The 20560-nt window shown below is 69.7% G+C and carries 20 protein-coding genes; 11 read left to right on the top strand and 9 right to left on the bottom strand.

The features are described from left to right. Positions 1-16 precede the first annotated feature (16 nt). Positions 17-586 carry a DUF4245 domain-containing protein gene (locus C8K38_RS13885; RefSeq protein ID WP_097212365.1) on the bottom strand — a complete coding sequence of 190 codons (570 nt, stop codon included), beginning with the start codon at positions 584-586 and terminating at the stop codon, positions 17-19. A gap of 101 nt (positions 587-687) precedes the next feature. Between C8K38_RS13885 and C8K38_RS13890 the strand changes: the two genes are divergently transcribed. From C8K38_RS13890 to C8K38_RS13900, 3 genes are all read left to right on the top strand, one after another. Further along, positions 688-1965 (top strand): hypothetical protein, encoded by a 1278-nt coding sequence (locus C8K38_RS13890; protein ID WP_097212422.1) that lies wholly within the window; start codon positions 688-690, stop codon positions 1963-1965. 116 nt (positions 1966-2081) lie between these two features. Beyond that, positions 2082-3122 (top strand): class II fructose-bisphosphatase, encoded by a 1041-nt coding sequence (gene glpX / locus C8K38_RS13895; protein ID WP_097212364.1) that lies wholly within the window; start codon positions 2082-2084, stop codon positions 3120-3122. 90 nt (positions 3123-3212) lie between these two features. Next, the gene (locus C8K38_RS13900; protein ID WP_097212363.1) at positions 3213-4616 is read left to right on the top strand and encodes a class II fumarate hydratase; all 1404 of its coding nucleotides are present in this window, start codon (positions 3213-3215) and stop codon (positions 4614-4616) included. Between the two features lie 4 nt (positions 4617-4620). On the opposite strand, the gene C8K38_RS13905 is transcribed toward C8K38_RS13900, so the two are convergent. Both C8K38_RS13905 and C8K38_RS13910 read right to left on the bottom strand, forming a co-directional pair. Next, entirely contained in the window at positions 4621-5157 is a 537-nt protein-coding gene (locus C8K38_RS13905; RefSeq protein WP_097212362.1) for an ester cyclase, read from the bottom strand. Between the two features lie 30 nt (positions 5158-5187). Then, entirely contained in the window at positions 5188-5841 is a 654-nt protein-coding gene (locus C8K38_RS13910; RefSeq protein WP_179800590.1) for a L,D-transpeptidase family protein, read from the bottom strand. 94 nt (positions 5842-5935) lie between these two features. Between C8K38_RS13910 and C8K38_RS13915 the strand changes: the two genes are divergently transcribed. Then, positions 5936-6421 (top strand): limonene-1,2-epoxide hydrolase family protein, encoded by a 486-nt coding sequence (locus tag C8K38_RS13915; RefSeq protein ID WP_097212361.1) that lies wholly within the window; start codon positions 5936-5938, stop codon positions 6419-6421. A 26-nt stretch (positions 6422-6447) separates the two neighbouring features. Here the strand turns inward: C8K38_RS13915 and C8K38_RS13920 are convergent, their stop codons facing one another. Both C8K38_RS13920 and C8K38_RS13925 read right to left on the bottom strand, forming a co-directional pair. Further along, positions 6448-7020 carry a hypothetical protein gene (locus C8K38_RS13920; protein WP_097212360.1) on the bottom strand — a complete coding sequence of 191 codons (573 nt, stop codon included), beginning with the start codon at positions 7018-7020 and terminating at the stop codon, positions 6448-6450. Continuing rightward, positions 7017-8906: a DEAD/DEAH box helicase gene (locus C8K38_RS13925; protein ID WP_257017523.1), complete on the bottom strand. Its 1890-nt coding sequence runs from the start codon at positions 8904-8906 to the stop codon at positions 7017-7019. Before C8K38_RS13925 ends, C8K38_RS13920 begins: the two co-directional genes overlap by 4 nt. Positions 8907-9071: 165 nt before the next feature. Here C8K38_RS13925 and C8K38_RS27660 point away from each other — a divergent pair, with 165 nt between their 5' ends. Continuing rightward, positions 9072-9197 carry a hypothetical protein gene (locus tag C8K38_RS27660; RefSeq protein WP_257017522.1) on the top strand — a complete coding sequence of 42 codons (126 nt, stop codon included), beginning with the start codon at positions 9072-9074 and terminating at the stop codon, positions 9195-9197. A 43-nt stretch (positions 9198-9240) separates the two neighbouring features. Here the strand turns inward: C8K38_RS27660 and C8K38_RS13930 are convergent, their stop codons facing one another. The 3 genes from C8K38_RS13930 to C8K38_RS13940 all read right to left on the bottom strand — a co-directional run bounded on the left by C8K38_RS13930 (position 9241) and on the right by C8K38_RS13940 (position 13469). Next, on the bottom strand, positions 9241-10620 hold the full coding sequence (locus C8K38_RS13930) for a PhoH family protein (RefSeq protein ID WP_097212359.1): 1380 nt from the start codon (positions 10618-10620) through the stop codon (positions 9241-9243). Between the two features lie 251 nt (positions 10621-10871). Then, on the bottom strand, positions 10872-12185 hold the full coding sequence (glyA, locus tag C8K38_RS13935; RefSeq protein ID WP_097212358.1) for a serine hydroxymethyltransferase: 1314 nt from the start codon (positions 12183-12185) through the stop codon (positions 10872-10874). Positions 12186-12242: 57 nt separating this feature from the next. Then, the gene (locus tag C8K38_RS13940; RefSeq protein WP_097212357.1) at positions 12243-13469 is read right to left on the bottom strand and encodes a DUF885 domain-containing protein; all 1227 of its coding nucleotides are present in this window, start codon (positions 13467-13469) and stop codon (positions 12243-12245) included. Positions 13470-13571: 102 nt separating this feature from the next. On the opposite strand from C8K38_RS13940, the gene coaA reads away from it, so the two are divergent. Next, entirely contained in the window at positions 13572-14504 is a 933-nt protein-coding gene (gene coaA / locus C8K38_RS13945; RefSeq protein ID WP_097212356.1) for a type I pantothenate kinase, read from the top strand. A gap of 69 nt (positions 14505-14573) precedes the next feature. On the opposite strand, the gene C8K38_RS13950 is transcribed toward coaA, so the two are convergent. Continuing rightward, entirely contained in the window at positions 14574-15341 is a 768-nt protein-coding gene (locus C8K38_RS13950) for an isoprenyl transferase (protein ID WP_097212355.1), read from the bottom strand. 166 nt (positions 15342-15507) lie between these two features. On the opposite strand from C8K38_RS13950, the gene trhA reads away from it, so the two are divergent. From trhA to C8K38_RS13970, 5 genes are all read left to right on the top strand, one after another. Next, entirely contained in the window at positions 15508-16173 is a 666-nt protein-coding gene (gene trhA, locus C8K38_RS13955) for a PAQR family membrane homeostasis protein TrhA (RefSeq protein WP_097212354.1), read from the top strand. A 171-nt stretch (positions 16174-16344) separates the two neighbouring features. Beyond that, positions 16345-17820 carry a wax ester/triacylglycerol synthase domain-containing protein gene (locus C8K38_RS13960; RefSeq protein WP_257017521.1) on the top strand — a complete coding sequence of 492 codons (1476 nt, stop codon included), beginning with the start codon at positions 16345-16347 and terminating at the stop codon, positions 17818-17820. A gap of 188 nt (positions 17821-18008) precedes the next feature. Beyond that, complete coding sequence (locus C8K38_RS27665) at positions 18009-18134, top strand: hypothetical protein (protein ID WP_257017520.1); 126 nt, start codon at positions 18009-18011, stop codon at positions 18132-18134. Positions 18135-18470: 336 nt separating this feature from the next. Continuing rightward, on the top strand, positions 18471-19520 hold the full coding sequence (locus C8K38_RS13965) for an alpha/beta hydrolase (RefSeq protein ID WP_245221029.1): 1050 nt from the start codon (positions 18471-18473) through the stop codon (positions 19518-19520). Positions 19521-19526: 6 nt separating this feature from the next. Next, complete coding sequence (locus tag C8K38_RS13970) at positions 19527-20534, top strand: alpha/beta hydrolase (protein WP_097212352.1); 1008 nt, start codon at positions 19527-19529, stop codon at positions 20532-20534. The last annotated feature ends 26 nt before the right edge of the window (positions 20535-20560 follow it).

A 20560-nucleotide genomic window follows, 5' to 3' on the forward strand; every position in this document is an offset into this window, starting at 1 on the left:
GGACGGAGGGCCCTGATCAGGGCGTCAGCGGCTGGGCCGCGTCGATGGCCGTGGCGAGCTCGGTGAACTCCTCGGTCGTGCCGCTGCCCTTGATGAGGACCCGGACATCGCCGAGATCGGTCACCCAGATCGGCTCGCTGCCCTCCTCGGCGTACTCCACCCACCGATCACCCGCGACCGGGGCGACACCCGTAGGGCTGCGCAGGTCGCCTGCGACCCAGGGCACCAGCGCCTCCTCGGTCGCCGCGCTCTGACTCAGCTGCAGGTAGCGGCCCTTCGGGGTGATGTAGCCGACGGTGGTCACGTCGCCGCCACTGTCACCGCCCACCACTCCGCGGCTGCCGGAGTTCGGCTGCCAGTCCTCGGGCACGGCGGGGTCGCGGACCGGGAACCCGAGCACACCGGCGTCGTACTTGAGCGACGCGTCGACGTCGAACTGCGGCACCGGCCCGGAGGTGGGACCGCCCGGGCTGAACGAGCAGCGACTCGCGACCCCGGCGACGATCAGGCACAACAGGACCAACGGGATGATCGACCACATCATGTCTTTGTTGTTCTGCAGAATCCGGGGTTTCTTCTCGGCCACGCAGCTAGTATCCCAGCCGCGCGTCAGCCGAGGTCCGGCGGTTCCCACCGGCGGACGTAATCGCCCACCGGAAATCAAATATATGTTGTTAGATGTCCGGCATGCGCTCGAGGATCTGCATCCGCCCGCCTGCCATTCGCACCGCCGCGATCCGCGGGGTGCTCCTCGCGCTCGGCCTCGCCGCGGTCACCACGGCCGCGCCTGCAGCGGCAGTCGCCCAGCCCGCCGGCTACGCCGCCCTGCTCGACATCGCGCCTGCCAACGCGAAGGCGGAGCAGGCGGGCGGGCTGGACCCCCTGCTGCCGACCGACCCCGCCGTCCTCGGCGACGCGCTCGGCGAAGCCCGGGCGGCAGGCGTGCCTGCCGGCCGCTATTCCGCACTGCTGCACCAGTACTGGCTCGCCCGCGGCGCCCGGTCGGCGGGCATCGACCTGGCCACCTGGGACCCGAACACCGGCCTCGCCGCCAACGCCACGCTGGTGGACCGGGTGTACGAGAACTACGGCCGGTACCAACGCGCCCGCGCCGAGCTGTACTGGGCCGGGATGGCGGGGATGGCGGGCGCGTCCTTCACCGGCGGCTTCTGGGACCTCGACATGGGCCGCATGGCGCTCGGTGTCGACGCCGTCCGCGGCCTCGCCGGCGCGGTGGCCGCGGCCACCGGCGCGCTGCCCGAGGCGGCGACGACGCTGCTGCCGCCGGACGCCCGGGTGCTCACGACCGTCGGCCCGACCGTGACGGCGCAGGATCTGGACTGGTACCAGAAGCGCCTGCTGATCATGCAGAAGCACATCTTCTTCGACATGGTCCCGATGCACGAGGCGTACCTCGCGGGCGGGCGGGCCGCCGTCGACGAACTCGACGCGGCCGGCTTGCTCGACGACAACGCCAGGGCCGCGTGGGCGGGCATCTACTCCGGCACCCCGGCCGGCTACGCCGATGCCATGGTCCGTATGGCGGACCGGGAACAGAACCAGGTCGTCGCCGACCAGTGGGACGCCACGTCGGCGGCGCGCGGCGGCGTCGGGCGGGCACTGACCTATGTGACGACCATCGCCGCGAAGCCCTCGGTCCCTGGCTCGCTGGCCCCTGGGGTGTTCGCCCCGGTCTCGGTCACCGGCGAGGTCGCAGGCGCCACCTACCGGCTGCGGGCGCCGCTGCCCGACTTCAACTGGGCGGATCGCGGACCGCGCTGGTCCTACATCGCCGGAGACATCGCGGTCGCCTATCGGCGCCTCGCCGAGGATCGACCGGGGGTGGCCGCCGCGCTGCTCACCCAGCCGTTCCGTCAGTTCGCCGACCAGCAGCGAGCCGTCCACCGCGCCCCCGACCTGCTCCGCGATCTGAGCACGGGATGGTCGCTCGAGCGGCTGCCGTAGCCCAGCCTCATCCGCGGGCCACCGGTGATGAGACAATCACGCTCGAGTCGAACCCTGACTTCCCCGACGGAATCTATGGCGGCGCTGCATGCGCCGACCACTAGGAGGCACCGCACATGACGGCCAGCACCCCATCGAGTCGCCGCGAGGCGCCGGACCGCAACCTGGCGATGGAGCTGGTCCGCGTCACCGAGGCGGGCGCGCTGGCCGCGGGCCGCTGGGTCGGCAAGGGCGACAAGGAGGGCGGTGACGGTGCCGCCGTCGACGCCATGCGTCAGCTCGTGAGCAGCGTGTCCATGCGCGGCGTCGTGGTCATCGGCGAGGGCGAGAAGGACGAGGCGCCCATGCTCTACAACGGCGAAGAGGTCGGCAACGGCGACGGCCCGGACTGCGACTTCGCGGTCGACCCCGTCGACGGCACCACGCTGATGTCCAAGGGCATGCCGAACGCGATCTCCGTCCTCGCGGTCGCCGAGCGGGGCGCGATGTTCGACCCGTCCGCCGTGTTCTACATGGAGAAGATCGCCGTCGGCCCCGACGCCGCCGATGTCATCGACATCACGGCCCCGGTCGCGGAGAACATCAAGCGCATCGCGAAGGTCCGCAAGTCCTCGGTCTCCGACGTCACCGTCTGCATCCTGGACCGGCCCCGGCACGCCCAGCTGATCGCCGACGTCCGCACGACCGGCGCCCGGATCCGGCTGATCTCCGACGGCGACGTCGCAGGCGCCATCGCCGCGGCCCGCCCCGACTCCGGCACCGACATGCTGATCGGCATCGGCGGCACCCCCGAGGGCATCATCGCCGCCGCCGCCATGCGCTGCATGGGCGGCGCGCTGCAGGGCCGGCTCGCCCCGACCGACGACGCCGAGCGCCAGAAGGCCATCGACGCGGGCCACGACCTGGATCGGGTGCTGCTCACCGAGGACCTGGTCTCCGGCGAGAACGTCTTCTTCACCGCCACCGGTGTCACCGACGGTGACCTGCTGCGCGGCGTCCGCTACAGCGGCGGCGGCGCGCACACCCAGTCGATCGTGATGCGCAGCAAGTCCGGCACCGTCCGGATGATCGACGCCTACCACCGCCTGTCGAAGCTGCGCGAGTACTCCTCGGTCGACTTCGACGGCGACCCGGACGCCCAGTTCCCCATGCCCTGAGGCACTCCGCGCCTGTGAGTCCTTTTGGTCCGTATAGGGGCCACAAGGACTCACAGGCGGCGCAGCCGCTCGAGTGGCAAGCTGCTAGGTATGACTGAGAACGCCGAATCGCAGTTCCGCATCGAGCACGACACCATGGGCGAGGTCAGAGTCCCGATCGACGCGCTGTGGCGGGCCCAGACCCAGCGCGCGGTGGAGAACTTCCCGATCAGCGGCCGCGGCCTCGAGCGCGCGCAGATCCGGGCGATGGGCCTGCTCAAGGCCGCCTGCGCGCAGGTCAACAAGGACCTCGGACTGCTCGATGCCGTCAAGGCCGACGCGATCATCGCGGCCGCCGAGGAGATCGCCGAGGGCAGGCACGACGACCAGTTCCCGATCGACGTGTTCCAGACCGGCTCGGGCACCAGCTCCAACATGAACGCCAACGAGGTCATCGCGTCGATCGCGAAGGCGAACGGCGTCGAGGTGCACCCCAACGATCACGTCAACATGTCGCAATCGTCGAACGACACCTTCCCGACGGCAACCCACCTCGCGGCCACGGAGTCCGCGGTGAAGGCGCTGATCCCCGCGCTCGACCATCTGCGGCTCGCGCTGTTCGACAAGGCCGCCGCATGGAAGTCCGTCGTCAAGTCCGGACGGACCCACCTCATGGACGCCGTGCCGGTCACCCTCGGGCAGGAATTCGGCGGCTACGCCCGGCAGGTCGAGGCAGGTATCGAGCGGATCATGTCTGCCCTCCCCCGGCTCGGCGAGCTGCCGATCGGTGGCACCGCGGTCGGCACCGGGCTCAACGCCCCCGACGGGTTCGGGCCCTTGGTGGTCGCCGAACTCGTCCGGACCACCGGGATCGACGCACTCTCCCCGGCGCGCAACAGCTTTGAGGCTCAAGCCGCCCGCGACGGATTGGTCGAGGCATCGGGCGCACTGCGGACGATCGCGGTCTCGCTCACCAAGATCGCGAACGACATCCGCTGGATGGGGTCGGGCCCACTGACCGGACTCGGCGAGATCCGGCTCCCCGACCTGCAGCCCGGCTCGTCGATCATGCCCGGCAAGGTCAATCCCGTTCTGCCGGAAGCGGTCACGCAGGTAGCCGCGCAGGTCGTGGGCAACGATGCGGCCGTCGCATGGGGTGGCGCGGCAGGCTCCTTCGAGCTCAACGTGTACATCCCGATGATGGCCAGGAACCTGCTCGAGTCATTTCGCTTGCTCGCCAACGTCTCCCGACTGTTCGCCGACAAGTGCGTCTCGGGCCTTGTCGCCAACACCGATCACCTCAAGACGCTCGCGGAGTCGTCGCCCTCGATCGTGACGCCACTGAATTCCGCGATCGGCTACGAGGAGGCCGCCGCCGTCGCGAAGGAGGCGCTCAAAGAGCGCAAGACGATCCGCCAGACGGTGATCGACCGCGGGCTGGTTCCCGAGAAGCTGACCGAGGCGGAGCTCGACCGCCGTCTCGACGTCCTCGCGATGGCGAAGGTCCAGAAGTAGCGGCTCAGGCAGGCGGCGACTTCCGAGCGCGACTCCTGGCCCACAGCATCCGCACCAAGTAGGCCGGGCTCGGCTGCAACCAGCCGAGTTGCTCGGCCATGCCCAGATCATCGCGGTTGGCCCAGTGCTCGATCACCAGGCTGTCCTCGAGTCGTACCCAATGTGATTGGGTGACAGCGAAACTCCGGCCGGTCGGCGGGAATGCACCGGCGACGGCGCCGCCCTCGTCGAAGTTCAGGAACAGCCCGACGTGGCGACCGCTCATGGTCACCTCGACCGCGACGAGGTCGCCCTCCGCCACGATGTTCCCGATCTCGAAGTGCAGGTCCGCGAACGGCCTGCGCAGCCACAGCGCGGTCGCATGCCAGGATCCCGGTCCGCGGACCCGGGTGTGCGGCGGCTCGGTCTTGGTCTCGTGGTTGACCGCGTCCGGATGGATGATGGCGTCGAAGTCCTCGCGGCTGCCCGCGGCGACGAACTCGATGCTGCGCACGGCGATCGACTTCGCGTCCGCCGAGGGGGTGGATCGATCGCTGTTCACTCCGGCCTCCCGGCAGTCGACGAGCCTTGCTCAGTCCGCGATGGCGATGACCGCACCCGGCTGCAGCCACCGGATCAGCCAGACCAGGGCGCCCTCGCTCACCGCGACGCAGCCCAGCGTGGGTTCGCCGTTCGAGACGTGCAGGAAGAAGGCGCCGCCACCGCCGGGCACCCGCTCCTTGTTGACGCCCATCACCACCGCGTAGCGGTAGGCGGGGATCTCCAGCTCCTCGCTGGCCGACTCGTCGAAGGCGCAGGACCCCGGGGCGCAGACCTGATGCGTGTTGTAGGTCGCGCTGTCCGGATCGCCGTCCCACCAGTCGTTGGCACCCACCTTCCGGTACGGCAGGCCGCCGCCCGGGTTCCCGGCGGTGCCGAACGCCGCGTCCAGGCTGAACACGCCCTCCGGGGTCGCGGGCACGCCGTCCGCGGCCGCATCCGTGAACCCGTCCGCACCGACCTGTGCGGGCAGGCTCGGGGAGATCCGGTGCCAGCCGAGCGGGGAGCGCTGCCAGGCCTCCAGAGTGGCGTTCGAGCCGCCCGACCCGCGGACGGCGATGACCTGGGTGGCCCCTCCGACGGCCCCGTCGAACCAGGGCCCCTGAGCCAGAGCGTGCGGCGCACACAGGAGCGCCAGCACCGTTGCGATGACGGTCGATAGGATCGCGCTCGCCAGTTTGCGCACACCACATGGTGTCCCGCGGGGCCCGCGCGGTCAAGCACCTGGCCGGTACGGTCGGGATACCGTCACCCCCGACCACACGAGCGATCGGACCGACATGAGCCCTGCAACCATCGAACCGAGTTCCGTGGACACACCGGCCGACGTCCGGGTGGTGCGCGCGTTCCTGGCCGCCCTGGCCAGGGCCGATGTCGACGCCGCGGCCGAATACCTGCACCCCGAGATCGCCTGGCACAACGTCTCGCTGCCGATCCTGCGCGGATACCCCACGGTGACCCGGGTGCTCCGGCAGCTCGCCCGCCCCGGCCTGCGGTTCGACGTGATCGTGCATCACGCGGCGGGAGAGAACGGCGTGGTCCTCACCGAGCGCACCGACCTGCTCGGCGCGGGTCCGGTCAACGCCGAGTTCTGGGTGTGCGGCACGTTCGAGCTGCGCGACGGAAAAATCGCGGTGTGGCGGGACTACTTCAGCGTCCGCGATGTCATCCGCGGCATCGTGGTCGGCGTTGCCAGGGCCGTGACCGGCAGGCGCGGCGGACGCGGCACGGGCTACCTCAGTGAGGCTGCTGCGCTGGACGCGTGAGAAGTCGGCGGCCGAGCAGCTTCTCGTCAGCCGTAGAACGACGCCGGGTCCACCTCGGACAGGGTGATCCAGTCCGACGGCTCCAGCGAGCCGGGGCCCGCCGAGCCGACCGAGTCGTCGGATCGTAGCCGGACGGCCAGCGCCGGTTCCTCGTCGATCAGCTGGACGAGGGCGTACACGGTCGCCAGGTGGTGCAGGCACGGCGTCCGGCGGCTCGTGCAGGCACACGTCGCCCCACACTCCGCCGGTGTCGCCGCCACCGCGATGCCCGCGCCCTGCAGCTCCGCCACGGGCGCATCCGGGAGATCACCGGACGCACCTGCGTCGCCGAGCCCGGCCGCGCCGAGCACCTCGCCCACCCGCGCCAGCGCGGCATCGTCCCAGCGCGGCACCTCGATGGTGACCGCGTGGGACTTCTGCCTCGCCGCCACCTCCGCGCACACCCTTCCTGCGGACACACCCGTGACATTCACCGCGCCGCCCCTGGCGAGGCGCCGGGCCTCGGGCAGCAGCGCATTCGGCGCCGAGGCCGCCGTCGACTCGATCGTGCGGAGCCAGGCCCGACCCCACGCCGTCGCTCCGAACTCTGCCGCCGTCATCGAGCACCGACCGCGTCGAGGTCGAGCAGCGAGCGCAGCTCGTCATCGGCCAGCTCGGCCAGCGCAGCCTCCGAGTTCCCTGAGATCGATTCCGCCAGAGCACGCTTCGATTCGTGCATCGAGGCGATGTGGTCCTCGATGGTGCCGCCGGTGACGAGGGTGTACACGTTCACCGTTCGGCGTTGGCCGATCCGATGCGCCCGGTCCGTGGCCTGGTCCTCGACCGCGGGATTCCACCATCGGTCGTAGTGCACGACATGACTGGCTCGGGTCAGGTTCAGACCGAATCCCGCCGCACGCAGACTCAGGATGAGGACGGGGGCCGAGTCCGGGTCGTCCTGGAACTCCTGGACCATCCGATCGCGCGACCGTGCGCTCAGACCACCGTGCAGGAAGGGGATCTCGCCGACCCCGAGCTCGGTCGTCAGGTGCGTCGACAGCAGCTCCCCCATCGTGCGGTACTGCGTGAACACCAAGGCCCGATCCCCGTCTTCGACTATCTCCGAGAGCATTTCGGTGGCCCGGTCGAACTTGCCCGACCTGCCGCGCAGCGCGCCGCCGTCACCGAGAAACTGTTCGGGATGGTTGCAGACCTGCTTGAGGGTGGTCAGTAGCGCGAGCACGTTGCCGCGCCTGGCGATCCCACTGCCGAGCCCCGTATCGAACGCACGCTCCACCGCGTGACGGTACAGCCGCGCCTGCTCCTCGGACAGCGTGCACGCGACCGACGAGTACTGCTTGTCCGGCAGCTCGGTGGCGACCGCGGACTTGGTACGCCGCAGCACGTGTGGCGCGATGAGGGCGCCGAGCCGGGCCGCGGCCGTCGCCGATCGTCGGGACTCGATCGGCACCACGAACCGCTGACGGAAGCGTGCCCTGGTGCCCAACAGCGCCGGATTGGCCGCGCGGAAGATCGACCACAGCTCGTCGAGCCGATTCTCGACCGGGGTACCGGTCATCGCGACCCGAATCCGCGCGGACAGCCGCGCCGCCGCCCTGGCCGCGAGGGAATCGGAATTCTTGATCTGCTGCGCCTCGTCGAATATGACCACGTCCCAGGCCGCTTCGCACAGTCGGTCGACGTCCGAGCGCAGCAGACCGTAGCTGGTCAGCACCACGGTCCCCGGAATCACCGTCGCAGGCAGCGCCCTGCCCGCACCGTGATGGACGATCACCGGGAGGTCGGGGGCGAACCGTGCGAGCTCGCGACGCCAGTTCCCGACAACCGAAGTCGGGCACACCACGAGGTGGGGACCCAGCTCGTTCCGGGTGGCGAGCGCACAGATCGCCTGCAGCGTCTTACCGAGCCCCATCTCGTCGGCGAGGATGCCGCCGCCCACCTCCTCGAGAGCCAGGAGCCAGGCCACACCCTGGACCTGGTACGGCCGCAAGGTGGCGCGGATGTGCGCCGTCGCCAGGTCCTCGGTGGTCCGCGCCGCCGAGGTGAAACTGTTCAGCAGGGCGGCCGCGGTATGGATCGCCGACTCGTCCTCGTTCAGCAGAGCATGGGCCGCGGCGGGCATCTGCGCGGCGAGCTCGTCGCTCGCCGCCCGGTCCCCGCCCGCGAGGTGCGCGGCCGCGCACCACGACCGGACGGATCCCCCGGCGCCCCCGTCCGGGTCCATCGCCCGCAACGCGGGCAGCACGTCCACCAGATCGATCAGTCGCGCATCGACCGTGCGAGGCGCGACGGCGCCGCCGACGGGAACCGCGAACCGGCAGCTCGCCGCCCGCCCCTGCGGCAGACCCAACCGAACCAGCTCGGCGGCAACATCGTCTGTGCCCCACCACGCCATCGCCCCGTGAACCGGGATGAAGGTCGCCTGCAGCAGCCTCGGGCGGACCCAGTCCGAATTCGCGTCGATCACTTCGCTCTCACCGTGCACGTCCGCCGATGGTACGGACGCCCCGGCGGTACGCGCCATTGACAGGGGCCTCGAAAAGCCCTGGTGAGGTGTGTTCATCCCGACATTGACCGGTGTCGATCCGGCGTGTCTGTCGCCCCATAGAATTCACCGGATCGACTCACCGATCCGGTACCGAAGGGACCCATGATGGAAAAGCTCCGCAACTACGGCCTGCTCATCAAGTACGTCGCCACCACCCAGTGGCGCAAGCTCCGCGGCACGGACAAGACGGCCCAGACGCCTGCCCAGGACCAGGCTCCGCAGCAGTAGCAGATGGGGAGGCCCGAGCGACCGGGCCTCCCCACCCCGCGCCTCAGGCGGTCGGGCCGAACTCCTCGAGCATCTCGGTCACCAGCGCCGCGATCGGCGACCGCTCGCTGCGGGTGAGCGTGATGTGGGCGAAGAGCGGGTGCCCCTTGAGCTTCTCGATCACCGCGGCGACGCCGTCGTGCCTGCCGACCCTCAGGTTGTCGCGCTGGGCGACGTCATGGGTGAGCACCACCCGGGACCCGGTGCCCAGCCGGGACAACACCGTGAGCAGCACGTTGCGCTCGAGGGACTGCGCCTCGTCCACGATCACGAACGAGTCGTGTAGTGACCGGCCGCGAATGTGGGTGAGCGGCAACACTTCCAGCATCCCGCGGTTGATCACCTCGTCCATCACCTCGGGGCTCGCCAGGCCGTCCAGGGTGTCGAACACCGCCTGCGCCCACGGACCCATCTTCTCGCTCTCGCTGCCGGGCAGGTAGCCGAGCTCCTGTCCACCGACCGCGTACAGCGGCCGGAAGACGACCACCTTCCGGTGGGTGCGACGCTCGAGCACCGCCTCCAGCCCTGCGGTCAGGGCGAGCGCCGACTTACCGGTACCGGCCTTGCCGCCGAGCGAGATGATGCCGATGCTCTCGTCGAGCAACAGATCGAGGGCGATCCGCTGCTCGGCCGAGCGGCCGTGCAGGCCGAAGGCCTCCCGTTCGCCGCGGACCAGCTGCACCCGCTTGTCCGGGGTCACCCGCCCCAGCGCGCTGGAGCTGCCACCCATCAGCCGGATTCCGGTGTGACAGGGCAGTTCTCGCGCCTCGTCGAGATCGATGATCCCCTCGGAGAACAGCTCGTCGATCCGGGTCGAGGCGACGTCGAGTTCGGTCATCCCCGTCCATCCCGACGGGACCACGTCGTGCGCGTGGTACTCGTCGGCGGGCAGACCCACCGCGCCGGCCTTGACCCGCAGGGGAATGTCCTTGCTGACCAGGACCACCTCCTTGCCCTCGGCGGCGAGATTGAGGGCGCAGGCCAGAATCCTGGAATCGTTTGAGTCGGTGCGGAATCCGATCGGCAGGACCGAGGGGTCCGTGTGATTGAGCTCCACCTGGAGCGTGCCGTCGTCGGAGCCGATCGGAACCGGCTGATCCAACCGTCCGTGCTCGATCCGCAGGTCGTCGAGCATCCGAAGCGCCTCGCGGGCAAACCATCCCAGCTCGTGGTGGTGGCGTTTGCCCTCCAACTCCCCGATGACCACCAGGGGCAGCACCACCTCGTGCTCCGCGAAACGCGTGACGGCCCACGGATCCGAGAGCAGAACCGAGGTGTCGAGTACGTAGGTGCGAACTGACCGTTCGGGAGACTTCGTGGTTGCGGACCTCGGGGAGTTCCCGGCATGTCCGGAATGGGCAGATACGGAGCGAGTTGCTGTCACGTGAGGCTCCTACGTCTGCGCGGCACCCGCGCAAACTTCAGTTCGCTGGGCCGGTCCGTCCCTGGTGCGTCAATCCGCACGAGGGCCGGGCGCCGGCCCTCTCGTACTGAATACTTCAGCCACGATCAGAACCTCCCGGACAGGCAACTAGGTCCGCTGCCTGTTACCGGGGACGCTACTGCGATCGGCGCCCTGCTGCACTCGCAACACGCAGGGCGCCGATGAACACGTCGTTAACTCCAGCTCAGGCGCTAGACCGTCTTGGAGAGCAGGCCCCAGTCCTCGAGGCCCTCGTACAGCGGCAGGTCGAGGGCAAGCTTCGAGACCCGGGCGCGCAACGCGGCGAAATCGGTGTCCGAGCCCTGCGCCAGCGCGGTCGCGATGATGTCCGCGACCTCGGTGAACTCGGCGTCGCCGAACCCACGGGTGGCCAGCGCGGCGGTGCCGATGCGCAGGCCGGAGGTGACCATCGGCGGACGCGGGTCGAAGGGCACCGCGTTGCGGTTGACGGTGATGCCGACCTCGTGCAGCAGATCCTCGCCCTGCTGGCCGTCCAGCGCCGAGTTGCGCAGGTCCACCAGGACCAGGTGCACGTCGGTGCCGCCTGTGAGCACGGAGATGCCCTTGTCCGCGACGTCGGCGCCGGTGAGGCGCTCGGCCAGGATCCGGGCACCGGACAGGGTGCGGGCCTGACGGTCCTTGAACTCCTCGGTGCCCGCGATTTTGAGCGAGACGGCCTTCGCGGCGATGGCGTGCATGAGCGGCCCGCCCTGCTGGCCGGGGAACACCGCGGAGTTGATCTTCTTGGCCCACTCCTGCTTGGCCAGGATCAGTCCGGAGCGGGGGCCGCCGAGGGTCTTGTGCACGGTGGTGGACACGACGTCCGCGTAGGGCACGGGCGACGGGTGCAGGCCCGCGGCGACGAGCCCGGCGAAGTGCGCCATGTCGACCCACAGGTAGGCGCCGACCTCGTCCGCGATGGACCGGAACGCGGCGAAGTCCTGCTGCCGCGGGTACGCGGACCAGCCGGCGACGATCACCTTCGGCTTCTCCGCCACCGCGATCTTGCGGACCTCGTCCATGTCGATGCGGTGGTCTTCCTTGCTGACCCCGTAGGACGCCACGTCGTAGAGCTTGCCGGAGAAGTTGAGCTTCATCCCGTGCGTCAGGTGGCCGCCGTGCGCCAGGTCGAGGCCGAGCAGCTTCTCGCCCGGGTTCATCAGCGCCATCAGCACCGCGGCGTTCGCCTGCGCGCCGGAGTGCGGCTGGACGTTCGCGAACTCGGCACCGAATAGCTCCTTGGCACGGTTGCGCGCCAGGTCCTCGATGACGTCGACGTGCTCGCAGCCGCCGTAGTAGCGACGGCCCGGGTAGCCCTCGGCGTACTTGTTGGTCAGCACGCTGCCCTGAGCCTGCAGCACCGCGCGCGGCACGAAGTTCTCGGACGCGATCATCTCGAGGGTGTCGCGCTGACGGGCCAGCTCGCCGTTCATCGCGGCCGCGACCTCGGGATCGAGTTCGGCGAGCGAGGCATTGTTGACGTCGGTGCTGGGCACAGCGGTCATCGAGGAATCTCCAAGCGGGAGCTACGGCAGGGGCACGCTCAGTCTAGGCAATGGCTGTCAACGCAGCGCAGACGGGATCAGCGGCTCGTCCAGCAACCGCCGGAACAACTCGGATCGGCCTGCCGCGTCGGCGCCGCGGTCGAGCCAGCTCCCGAGCAGCCGGTAGCCCTCGACGTAGGTGCTGATGTAGGCGCGCCACAGCGGGTCGGACAGGAACCGCAGCGTCTGCCGGGCCCGCTCCTGCGTGGACAGGGTCCACCGCTGCAGGAACGCGGCGACGTCGTCCTGGCTGCGGCCGCGGTCGTGCAGCAGCAGGGCCGCGTCCTGCCGGACCCCGAGTAGCGAGGCCGACGCATTCGCCAACCGCTCCGCGCGTTCGCCGTCGAAGCGCAGTCCCAGGTCCGCGTAGATCTCCTGGGCCCACGGCCCCCAGCCTGCACCCATGGGAGTTCCGCCGGCTCCACTCCACCCCACGATCGAGCCGAGAGCGTGGTCCGCCAGCCCCTCCGCCATCAGGCACTGCGGCGTGTTGACCAGGAACAGGGTCTGCTCGGCCTGCCCCGCTCCGACCAGTCCCGCCTCCTTGCGGCAGTGCTCGGTGTGGTGGCCGGGATACGACTCGTGGGCGATCAGGTGCGGCAGGTTCGCCATGTGCTGCTTGAGGTCGGAGTTGATCGCCACCTTCGACCGGTAGTCACCGAGGTAGTAGTTGAACCCGGACCAGGGCTTGTCCCCGACCACCTCGTACTCGACCCGCTCGGTCTCGGGCAACGCGTACTCCGCCCGCACCCGGTCGCGCAGCGCGCTGGAGAAGGCCTCGACGCACTCCGGCAGCCGCTCCGGCGGGATCTCGTCGGCGGCGCGGTGCGCCTGCAGCCGCTCGGCGAGCGGGCGGGCGGCGTCGCCCGCCAGCACCTCGTCCATCGCCCGGTGCGCCGCCCGGTACTCGTCCTCGGAGCCCGGCTCGATGCGCACGTCGAAGTAGGCCTGCACCTCGTCGACGAAGCCGATCTGCTCGCCCGCGAACTTCCGGGCGGAGCACTCCAGCGCGCGCAGGTGCACGTCGAGGAACGCGGCCCGTTCGGCGGGCAACCCGGAACCGGCAACCTCGTCACGCAATTCGGCGGCGCGGCGCGCGAGCAGGCGCGGATCGGGCGGCGGCGCGTTCTCCACCTGCCTGCGCAGCGCCTGGTCGCCGGTGAAGGCGTCGACGAAGCCCTCCTCCAACCGGTCGAAACCGAGTCCGAGCAGCAGGTATTCGCGGACGAGTGCGACGGGGTCCATGGTCGTCCACCCTAACCATCGGCGAGTTGTCCGACCCGCCGCCGCCGCGCACAGTGGTGTCGAGCACAATCCGACTATGCAGAGCGAGATCCAGGTGCGCGCATGGCACGAGTGAGCGAGAGCAGCCCCTACGTCGAGTTCGACCGCAAGCAATGGCGAACCCTGCGTAAGTCGACACCGCTCGTGCTCACCGAGGAAGAGCTCCTCGGCCTGCGCGGCCTCGGCGAACAGATCGACCTCGACGAGGTCGCCGAGGTCTACCTGCCGCTCTCCAGGCTCATCCACCTCCAGGTGGCCGCTCGGCAGCGCCTGTTCGCCGCCACCGCGACATTCCTCGGCGAGAAGCACCCGGATCGGCAGGTGCCCTTCGTGATCGGCGTGGCCGGCAGTGTCGCGGTGGGCAAGTCCACCACCGCCCGCGTGCTGCAGGCCCTGCTCGCGCGCTGGGATCACCACCCGCGCGTCGACCTGGTCACCACCGACGGCTTCCTGTACTCGACGGCCGAGCTGACGCGCCGGGGCCTCATGCACCGCAAGGGTTTTCCGGAGAGCTACGACCGCCGCAAGCTGCTGCGCTTCGTCACCGAGGTCAAGTCCGGCGCGGAGGAGGTCGCGGCGCCGGTGTACTCACACGTCTCGTACGACGTCCTGCCCGGCCAGTACCACCTGGTGCGGCAGCCCGACATCCTGATCATCGAGGGCCTCAACGTCCTGCAGACCGGACCGCGGCTGATGGTCTCGGACCTGTTCGACTTCTCCATCTACGTCGACGCGCGGATCGAGGACATCGAGCGCTGGTACATCAAGCGCTTCCTGGCGCTGCGCAAGACGTCGTTCGCGGACCCGACGTCGCACTTCCACCACTTCTCCGGGCTGTCCGACGAGCACGCCGTGCTGGCCGCGGACGACATCTGGAACTCGATCAACCGGCCGAACCTGGTCGAGAACATCCTGCCGACCCGCCCGCGCGCCACGCTGGTGCTGCGCAAGGACGCCGACCACTCCATCAACCGGCTGCGGCTGCGCAAGCTGTAGGGCGGCTACGCCGCCTGTGCGTGGTTGACGAGTCCTGAGACTCGTCGACCACGCACAGGCGCGAAGCGCCTATGCGCCGAATCGGCGGTGCCGGGCCGCGTAGTCACGCAGCGCGCGCAGGAAGTCGACGTGCCGGAACTCCGGCCAGTACGCCTCGGTGAACCAGATCTCGGAGTACGCGCTCTGCCACAGCAGGAAGCCCGACAGTCGCTGCTCCCCCGAGGTGCGGATCACCAGGTCCGGGTCCGGCTGCCCGGAGGTGTAGAGGTGGCCGTCGATCCCCTTCACGGACATCGCCCGGACCAGTGCGTCGCCGGACAGCCCCTCGTCGAGCTTCTCGCGCAGCAGCGACTTCACGGCATCGGCGATCTCCTGCCGACCGCCGTAGCCGACGGCGACGTTGACGTGCGTGCCGGTGCGGCCCGCGGTGCGCTCGGCGGCCTCGCGCAGGCGGCGCGCCTGCTCCTCCGGGAGCAGGTCGAGGGTGCCGACTATCTTGACGCTCCAGTTCTGCCCGGGACCCGAGATCTCCTCCACCACATCGGTGATGATCTCGAGGAGGGTGTCGAGCTCCTCCGGCTCGCGCCGCAGGTTCTCGGTGGAGAGCAGGTAGATGGTGGCCATCTCGATGCCCGCCTGATCGCACCAGCCGAGCATCTCGGCGATCTTCAGCGCACCCATCCGGTGACCGTGGCTGACGTCGGTGAAACCGTTCTCCCTGGCCCATCGACGGTTGCCATCGCACATCACCGCGACGTGTCGCGGGTGCTGGAGCCCCTCGAGCTGACGGCGAAGGCGTCGCTCGTAGATGCTGTACAGCAGGTTCGGGACCTTCACCTGGACATCACCACGAGAGCCCACATTACGCGGCCCCGGTGCGGCCCCGACGGCCGCGGCTGTAATCGTCGTCTCACCCCGTTTCCGGCGGTTCCGGCGGCCGCTACAGTGGCGACCGACGCCCGAACCTACGCAACCGTAGGTTCACGACCGCCCGGGAGCCGCAATGTCCGAACTCGACCTCGCAGCGCCGCCGGTGAAGCCGCGGATGCGGGGCTGGATCCACCTGTGGGCATTCGTGGTCGCGGTGATCGCGTGCGCCGTGCTCGTCGCCGCCGCGGCGCAGGAATCCGGTCGAGCCGCCGTCGCGACCGCGATCTACTCAGTGACGGTCTGCGGAGTGTTCGGCATGAGTGCCACGTACCACCGGGTGCACTGGGCGACCACGCGCGGCCGGATCTGGATGAAGCGCGCCGACCACTCGATGATCTTCCTGTTCATCGCGGGCAGCTACACCCCGTTCGCACTGCTCGCGCTGCCGCCCGAAACCGGCCGGACGTTGCTGGCCGTGGTGTGGGCAGGCGCACTGGCCGGGGTGGCGCTGAAGATGCTGTGGCCCACAGCTCCGCGCTGGGTCGGCGTCCCGCTCTACCTGATCCTCGGCTGGGCGATCGTGCCGGTCGCGGGACAACTCGTCGACGAGGTCGGCTGGCTGCCGCTGATCCTGCTCGCGGTCGGCGGGGTGCTCTACAGCGTCGGCGCCATCCTCTACGCCACCAAGTGGCCGAACCCCTGGCCCGACACCTTCGGCCACCACGAGTTCTTCCACGCGGGCACCGTGATCGCGGCACTGTGCCACTACATCGCGGTATGGCTCGTCGTCCTCGGCTGAGCACGCCCGACCGCGCCCGCGGCCCCCGACCGGGCACCAGCGACCCCATCGAACCCGGCGACCCGATTGGGCAATTGTGACCCCAGGACGGCGCGATGTGCTTAGCCTGGGACACGAACCGCGGCGGGCCCTGCACCGGTCCGCCGCTCCGCACGCATGGGAGGGAGAGCGGTGAGGGTGTCGGGGGCCGGGGTCACGCAGCTGGCACCGCAGGATGCCGAGTTCGTGTACAGCGAGTCGTCACGTCACCGCTCGAACATCGTCGTGGTGTACCTGTTCGACACGTCCGCCGAGGCAGCGCCGCTGACCGAACCCGAGGCGATCGCCTGGATGCGGGCGCGCCTCGGCCACGCCGGGATGTTCACGCGCCGGCTACGACGGGTGCCGCTCGACCTCGACCTGCCGTACTGGGCACCCGACCCCCGGATGAACCTGCGTGACCACGTCCACGTGTCGCCGGCCGAGGCCCCGGGCTGGGATCCGTTGCGGCGACAGATCTCCCGCATCGCAGACGCCCCGATCGACCTGACGCGCCCCCCGTGGGAATTGCACTTCATCACCGGAGTCACCACGCGGGAGCGGAGCCTGCGCCGCGACCCGATATCTGCCGGGGACCCCGACCGCATGACGGCGGCCGTACTGAAGTTCCATCACAGCGCCGGTGACGGGATCGCCACCCGCGACCTCGGGCGGCGGCTGTTCGGGCCGGACACCTCGCACCCGCCCGTCCCCACCCGGCCGCGTGACTGGTCGACCGCCACTGCGGTGACGCGCGCGCTCGCCTCACTCCCGGTGCAGTGCCTGCGCTTTCGCCGCGGCCTCGCGGCGGCAGGCGCCGCCGACGAGCGCATCCGGGCGGAGGTGGCCGACGGGACCATCGTCGAACCGGCGTTGTCGCGCCCGTCCTGCCGCTTCAACCGACCGATCTCAGCCGAGCTGACCTTCGATCTGGTGATCCTTCCCGGCGACCAGATCAGGGCGGCACAGGCGGCGGCCGACGGCGCGACGGTCAATGACGTGATGCTGGCGACGATCTCGGGCGCGCTCCGCACCTACCTGTCCGAGCAGGACGAGTCACCAGACGGTTCGCTGGCCGCCATGGTCCCGATGTCCTTGCGCGGCACCGGAAAGGGGGTCGCGGACGGACCCGAGGGCCCCCGCGCGACCCACCTCGCGTTGATGGCGGTGGATCTGCACACCGACATCGGCGACCCGGTCGACCGACTGCGGGCGATCGGCGCCTCCACGCGCCTGGAGAAGCAGCGCAGCCGCAACGAGCACGTGCGACGCTCGGCGCGGCGGATCGAGTCCTCGCCTGCGCTCCTGCTGCGGCTCGCCGGCCGGGCAAAAGCCTTCAAGGACCACTCCGGCCCCACCGTCGAGCGGTACAACACCATGATCAGCAACGTCCCATGGGCAGGGGATGACCTGCTGCTGCGCTCGGCCCCGCTGGTCCGGACGTTCGGCATCCTCGAGATCCTCGACGGCTCGGGCCTCCGGCACCTGATCGTGTCCTCCCGCGGCGACGGGGTCGCGGTGTCCTTCAGCACGGACGCCGCGATGATGCCCGACACGGACCGCTACCGGGACCTCCTGCGCGACTCGCTCCGCGACCTCGCGGAGCCGGCCCACGAAGTCGGCATCTGAGCCCCGCCGCGACCCATCCGTTACCCAAGGTCACGAAACTTTGCGAATTCACAACACAATCATTAACTCGTTGTTACCGTACTGACGTCACGAACCAACCGGTCGTGACGATCCGAACGGTGCATGAGCCCGCGGAATCACTGGCGAGATCACGCACCGCATCCGAGGTATGACTTGAGGAGGCACACGTGGGGTCTTTGGGAGACATCATCGGGGCGATCATCCCCGGGCTGGGGTCGATGATGGCCGCTGACGGGTTGTTCGAGGTCTTCATGGGATCGGTGGAGGGCAGCGTGGGGACGCCGCCCGCCTGAGACACGGGGCGGTCTCCGCGACCGCGCGAATTCGTTGTAACACCAACTACGACACCACTTTCGACCACGCGAGGGCGGATGTGACGACCCTCGTCCTACCTTTGAGGAGAGAAATGGGATCGATCGGTGAAGTGCTCGGACCCATCGTGACGAGCATGAACGACAACGGCCAAAAGGTGATCAACGCGCTGATCGCGCTCAGCGGCGGCACGCCGGGAGCCGGCAAGTAGCCTCGTTCGACTTCGAGTGTGACCTCGGGCCCGCGCGGGTTCTCCCCACGCGGGCCCGAGCCGGGCGAGAACCCGCCGCCTTCCCTGCGTGATCAGGAGGAGCCAGATGGACAGCCACAGCGACCAGATGCCCGCGCGGCGCCGACGCGGTGTTTCCGCGACCCTGATCCTCGGGGTGTGCGCGGCGATCGCGGTCACCGCTCAGCCGACCGCCGCCGCCCAGCCCGCCGGGGCCGCGATCGTCAGCGAGCAACAGGGCCCCGACCGGCGCATCGACATCGAGGTCTATTCGCCCTCGATGGATCGGAACATCCCGCTGCAGGTGCTGCGGCCGAAGGACACGGACCGCCCGGCGCCGACGCTGTACCTGCTCAACGGGGCGGGCGGCGGCGAGGACGGCGCGTCCTGGCAGGCGCAGACCGACGTCGCCCAGTTCTTCGCGGACAAGCACGTCACCGTGGTGACCCCGATGGAGGGCGCGTTCAGCTACTACACCGACTGGCGTAACCCGGATCCCGGTCTGGCGAAGACCAACGAGAACAACGGCAGGAACATGTGGACCACGTTCCTGACGCGGGAGCTCCCGCCGGTGATCGATTCCGCGTTCGCCACCACCGGCGAGAACTCGCTGGCGGGCCTGTCCATGACGGGCACCGCCGTGCTCGACCTCGCCATCCAGGCTCCGACGCTCTATCGCAGCGTCGCCTCCTACAGCGGCTGCGCGATGACCAGCGAGATGCCGGGGCGCCAGTTCGTGACGATGGTGGTCGGGGCGGGCAGCGGGAAGGCAGAGAACATGTGGGGGCCGCCCGGCGATCCCGAGTGGACCGCCCGCGACCCCTACGTGAACGCGGCCAGACTGCCGCGCATCCCCATCTACGTCTCCAACGGCAGTGGGTTGCCCGGCCCGCACGACACGCTGGCCAACCCGAGGCTGAAGGGCAACCCACTCACCCTGGGCAGCCAGATCGTGGTCGGCGGCGTGATCGAGTCCGCCACCAACTACTGCACCCACAGGCTCGCCGACCGCACGCGCGAACTCGGCATGGACAACGTGGTCTTCGACTTCCGGCCCGCCGGAACCCATTCGTGGGGCTACTGGCAGGACGACCTCCACGGGTCGTGGCCGATGATCGCCCGTTCGCTCGGGATCTGAGGCGGCATGCGAGAAGCATCGACAGCGATCGCGGCCATCGCGACGATCGCGGTGGCCGTCCTCGTCGCGCCTGGGGCCGCGGCGCAGACCGTGGTCCCGGACTACGTCCCGGTGGCCGCGGACGCCACGCCCGCCGTCACCAGCGCCACCGAGCTGAGCGGTGGCGTGTTGTTGCTGCAGGTCGCCTCCCCCGCGATGCGACGCGAGGTGCCGGTGAAGGTGCTCCCCGCCGCCGACCGCAGCCGACCCCACGGCGTCTACTACCTGCTCGACGGCAATTCCGGACAGGTCGACGACAACAACTGGCTCGACCCCGCTCGGGGCGATGCGGCGGCGTTCTTCGCCGACAAGGACGTCAACGTCGTCTTCCCGATCGGCGGAACCGGCAGCATGTACACCGACTGGGTGCAGGACCACCCGAAATTCGGTCGCGCCCAATGGGAGTCGTTTCTGTCCAAGGAGCTGCCGCCGCTGATCGACGCCCGGTTCGGCACCAACGGCCGCAACGCGATCGGCGGCATCTCGATGGGTGCCACCGCGGCGATGATGCTCGCCGAGCGGGCGCCCGAGGTCTACGACGGCGCCGTGGGATACAGCGGCTGCTATCTCACCGAGGGACCGGCAGGCAAGGCACTGACCGATCTCGTGGTCATCAACGGCAACGGGACCTCCGACCAGATGTGGGGGCCACCTGGCAGCGAGACATGGCGCTCGCACGACGTGTTCCTCGGAGCCCCACGGCTGGCAGGTAAACCCGTGTACCTGTCCTCCGGTTCCGGTCTGCCTGGACCGCACGAGAACCCGAACGCCCCCGGCTTCGCGCAGTCGGTCGTGGTCGGCGGCGTGATGGAATTCGCCGTTTCGCTGTGCACCGACCAGCTCGCTCAGACCCTGCGCGAGGCAGGCGCCCACGTCACCCGCGGCGCCTCCCCGGTGGGGCTGCACGCGTGGCCCTACTGGCGGGACGAACTCGGCAGGTCGTGGCCCACGATTCGTGCGGCGACCGGCGGCTGACCCGAGGGCACCTTCAGCAGCGTCGG

This window comes from Rhodococcus sp. OK611, from assembly GCF_003050885.1.
Lineage (GTDB): Bacteria > Actinomycetota > Actinomycetes > Mycobacteriales > Mycobacteriaceae > Rhodococcus_G > Rhodococcus_G oryzae.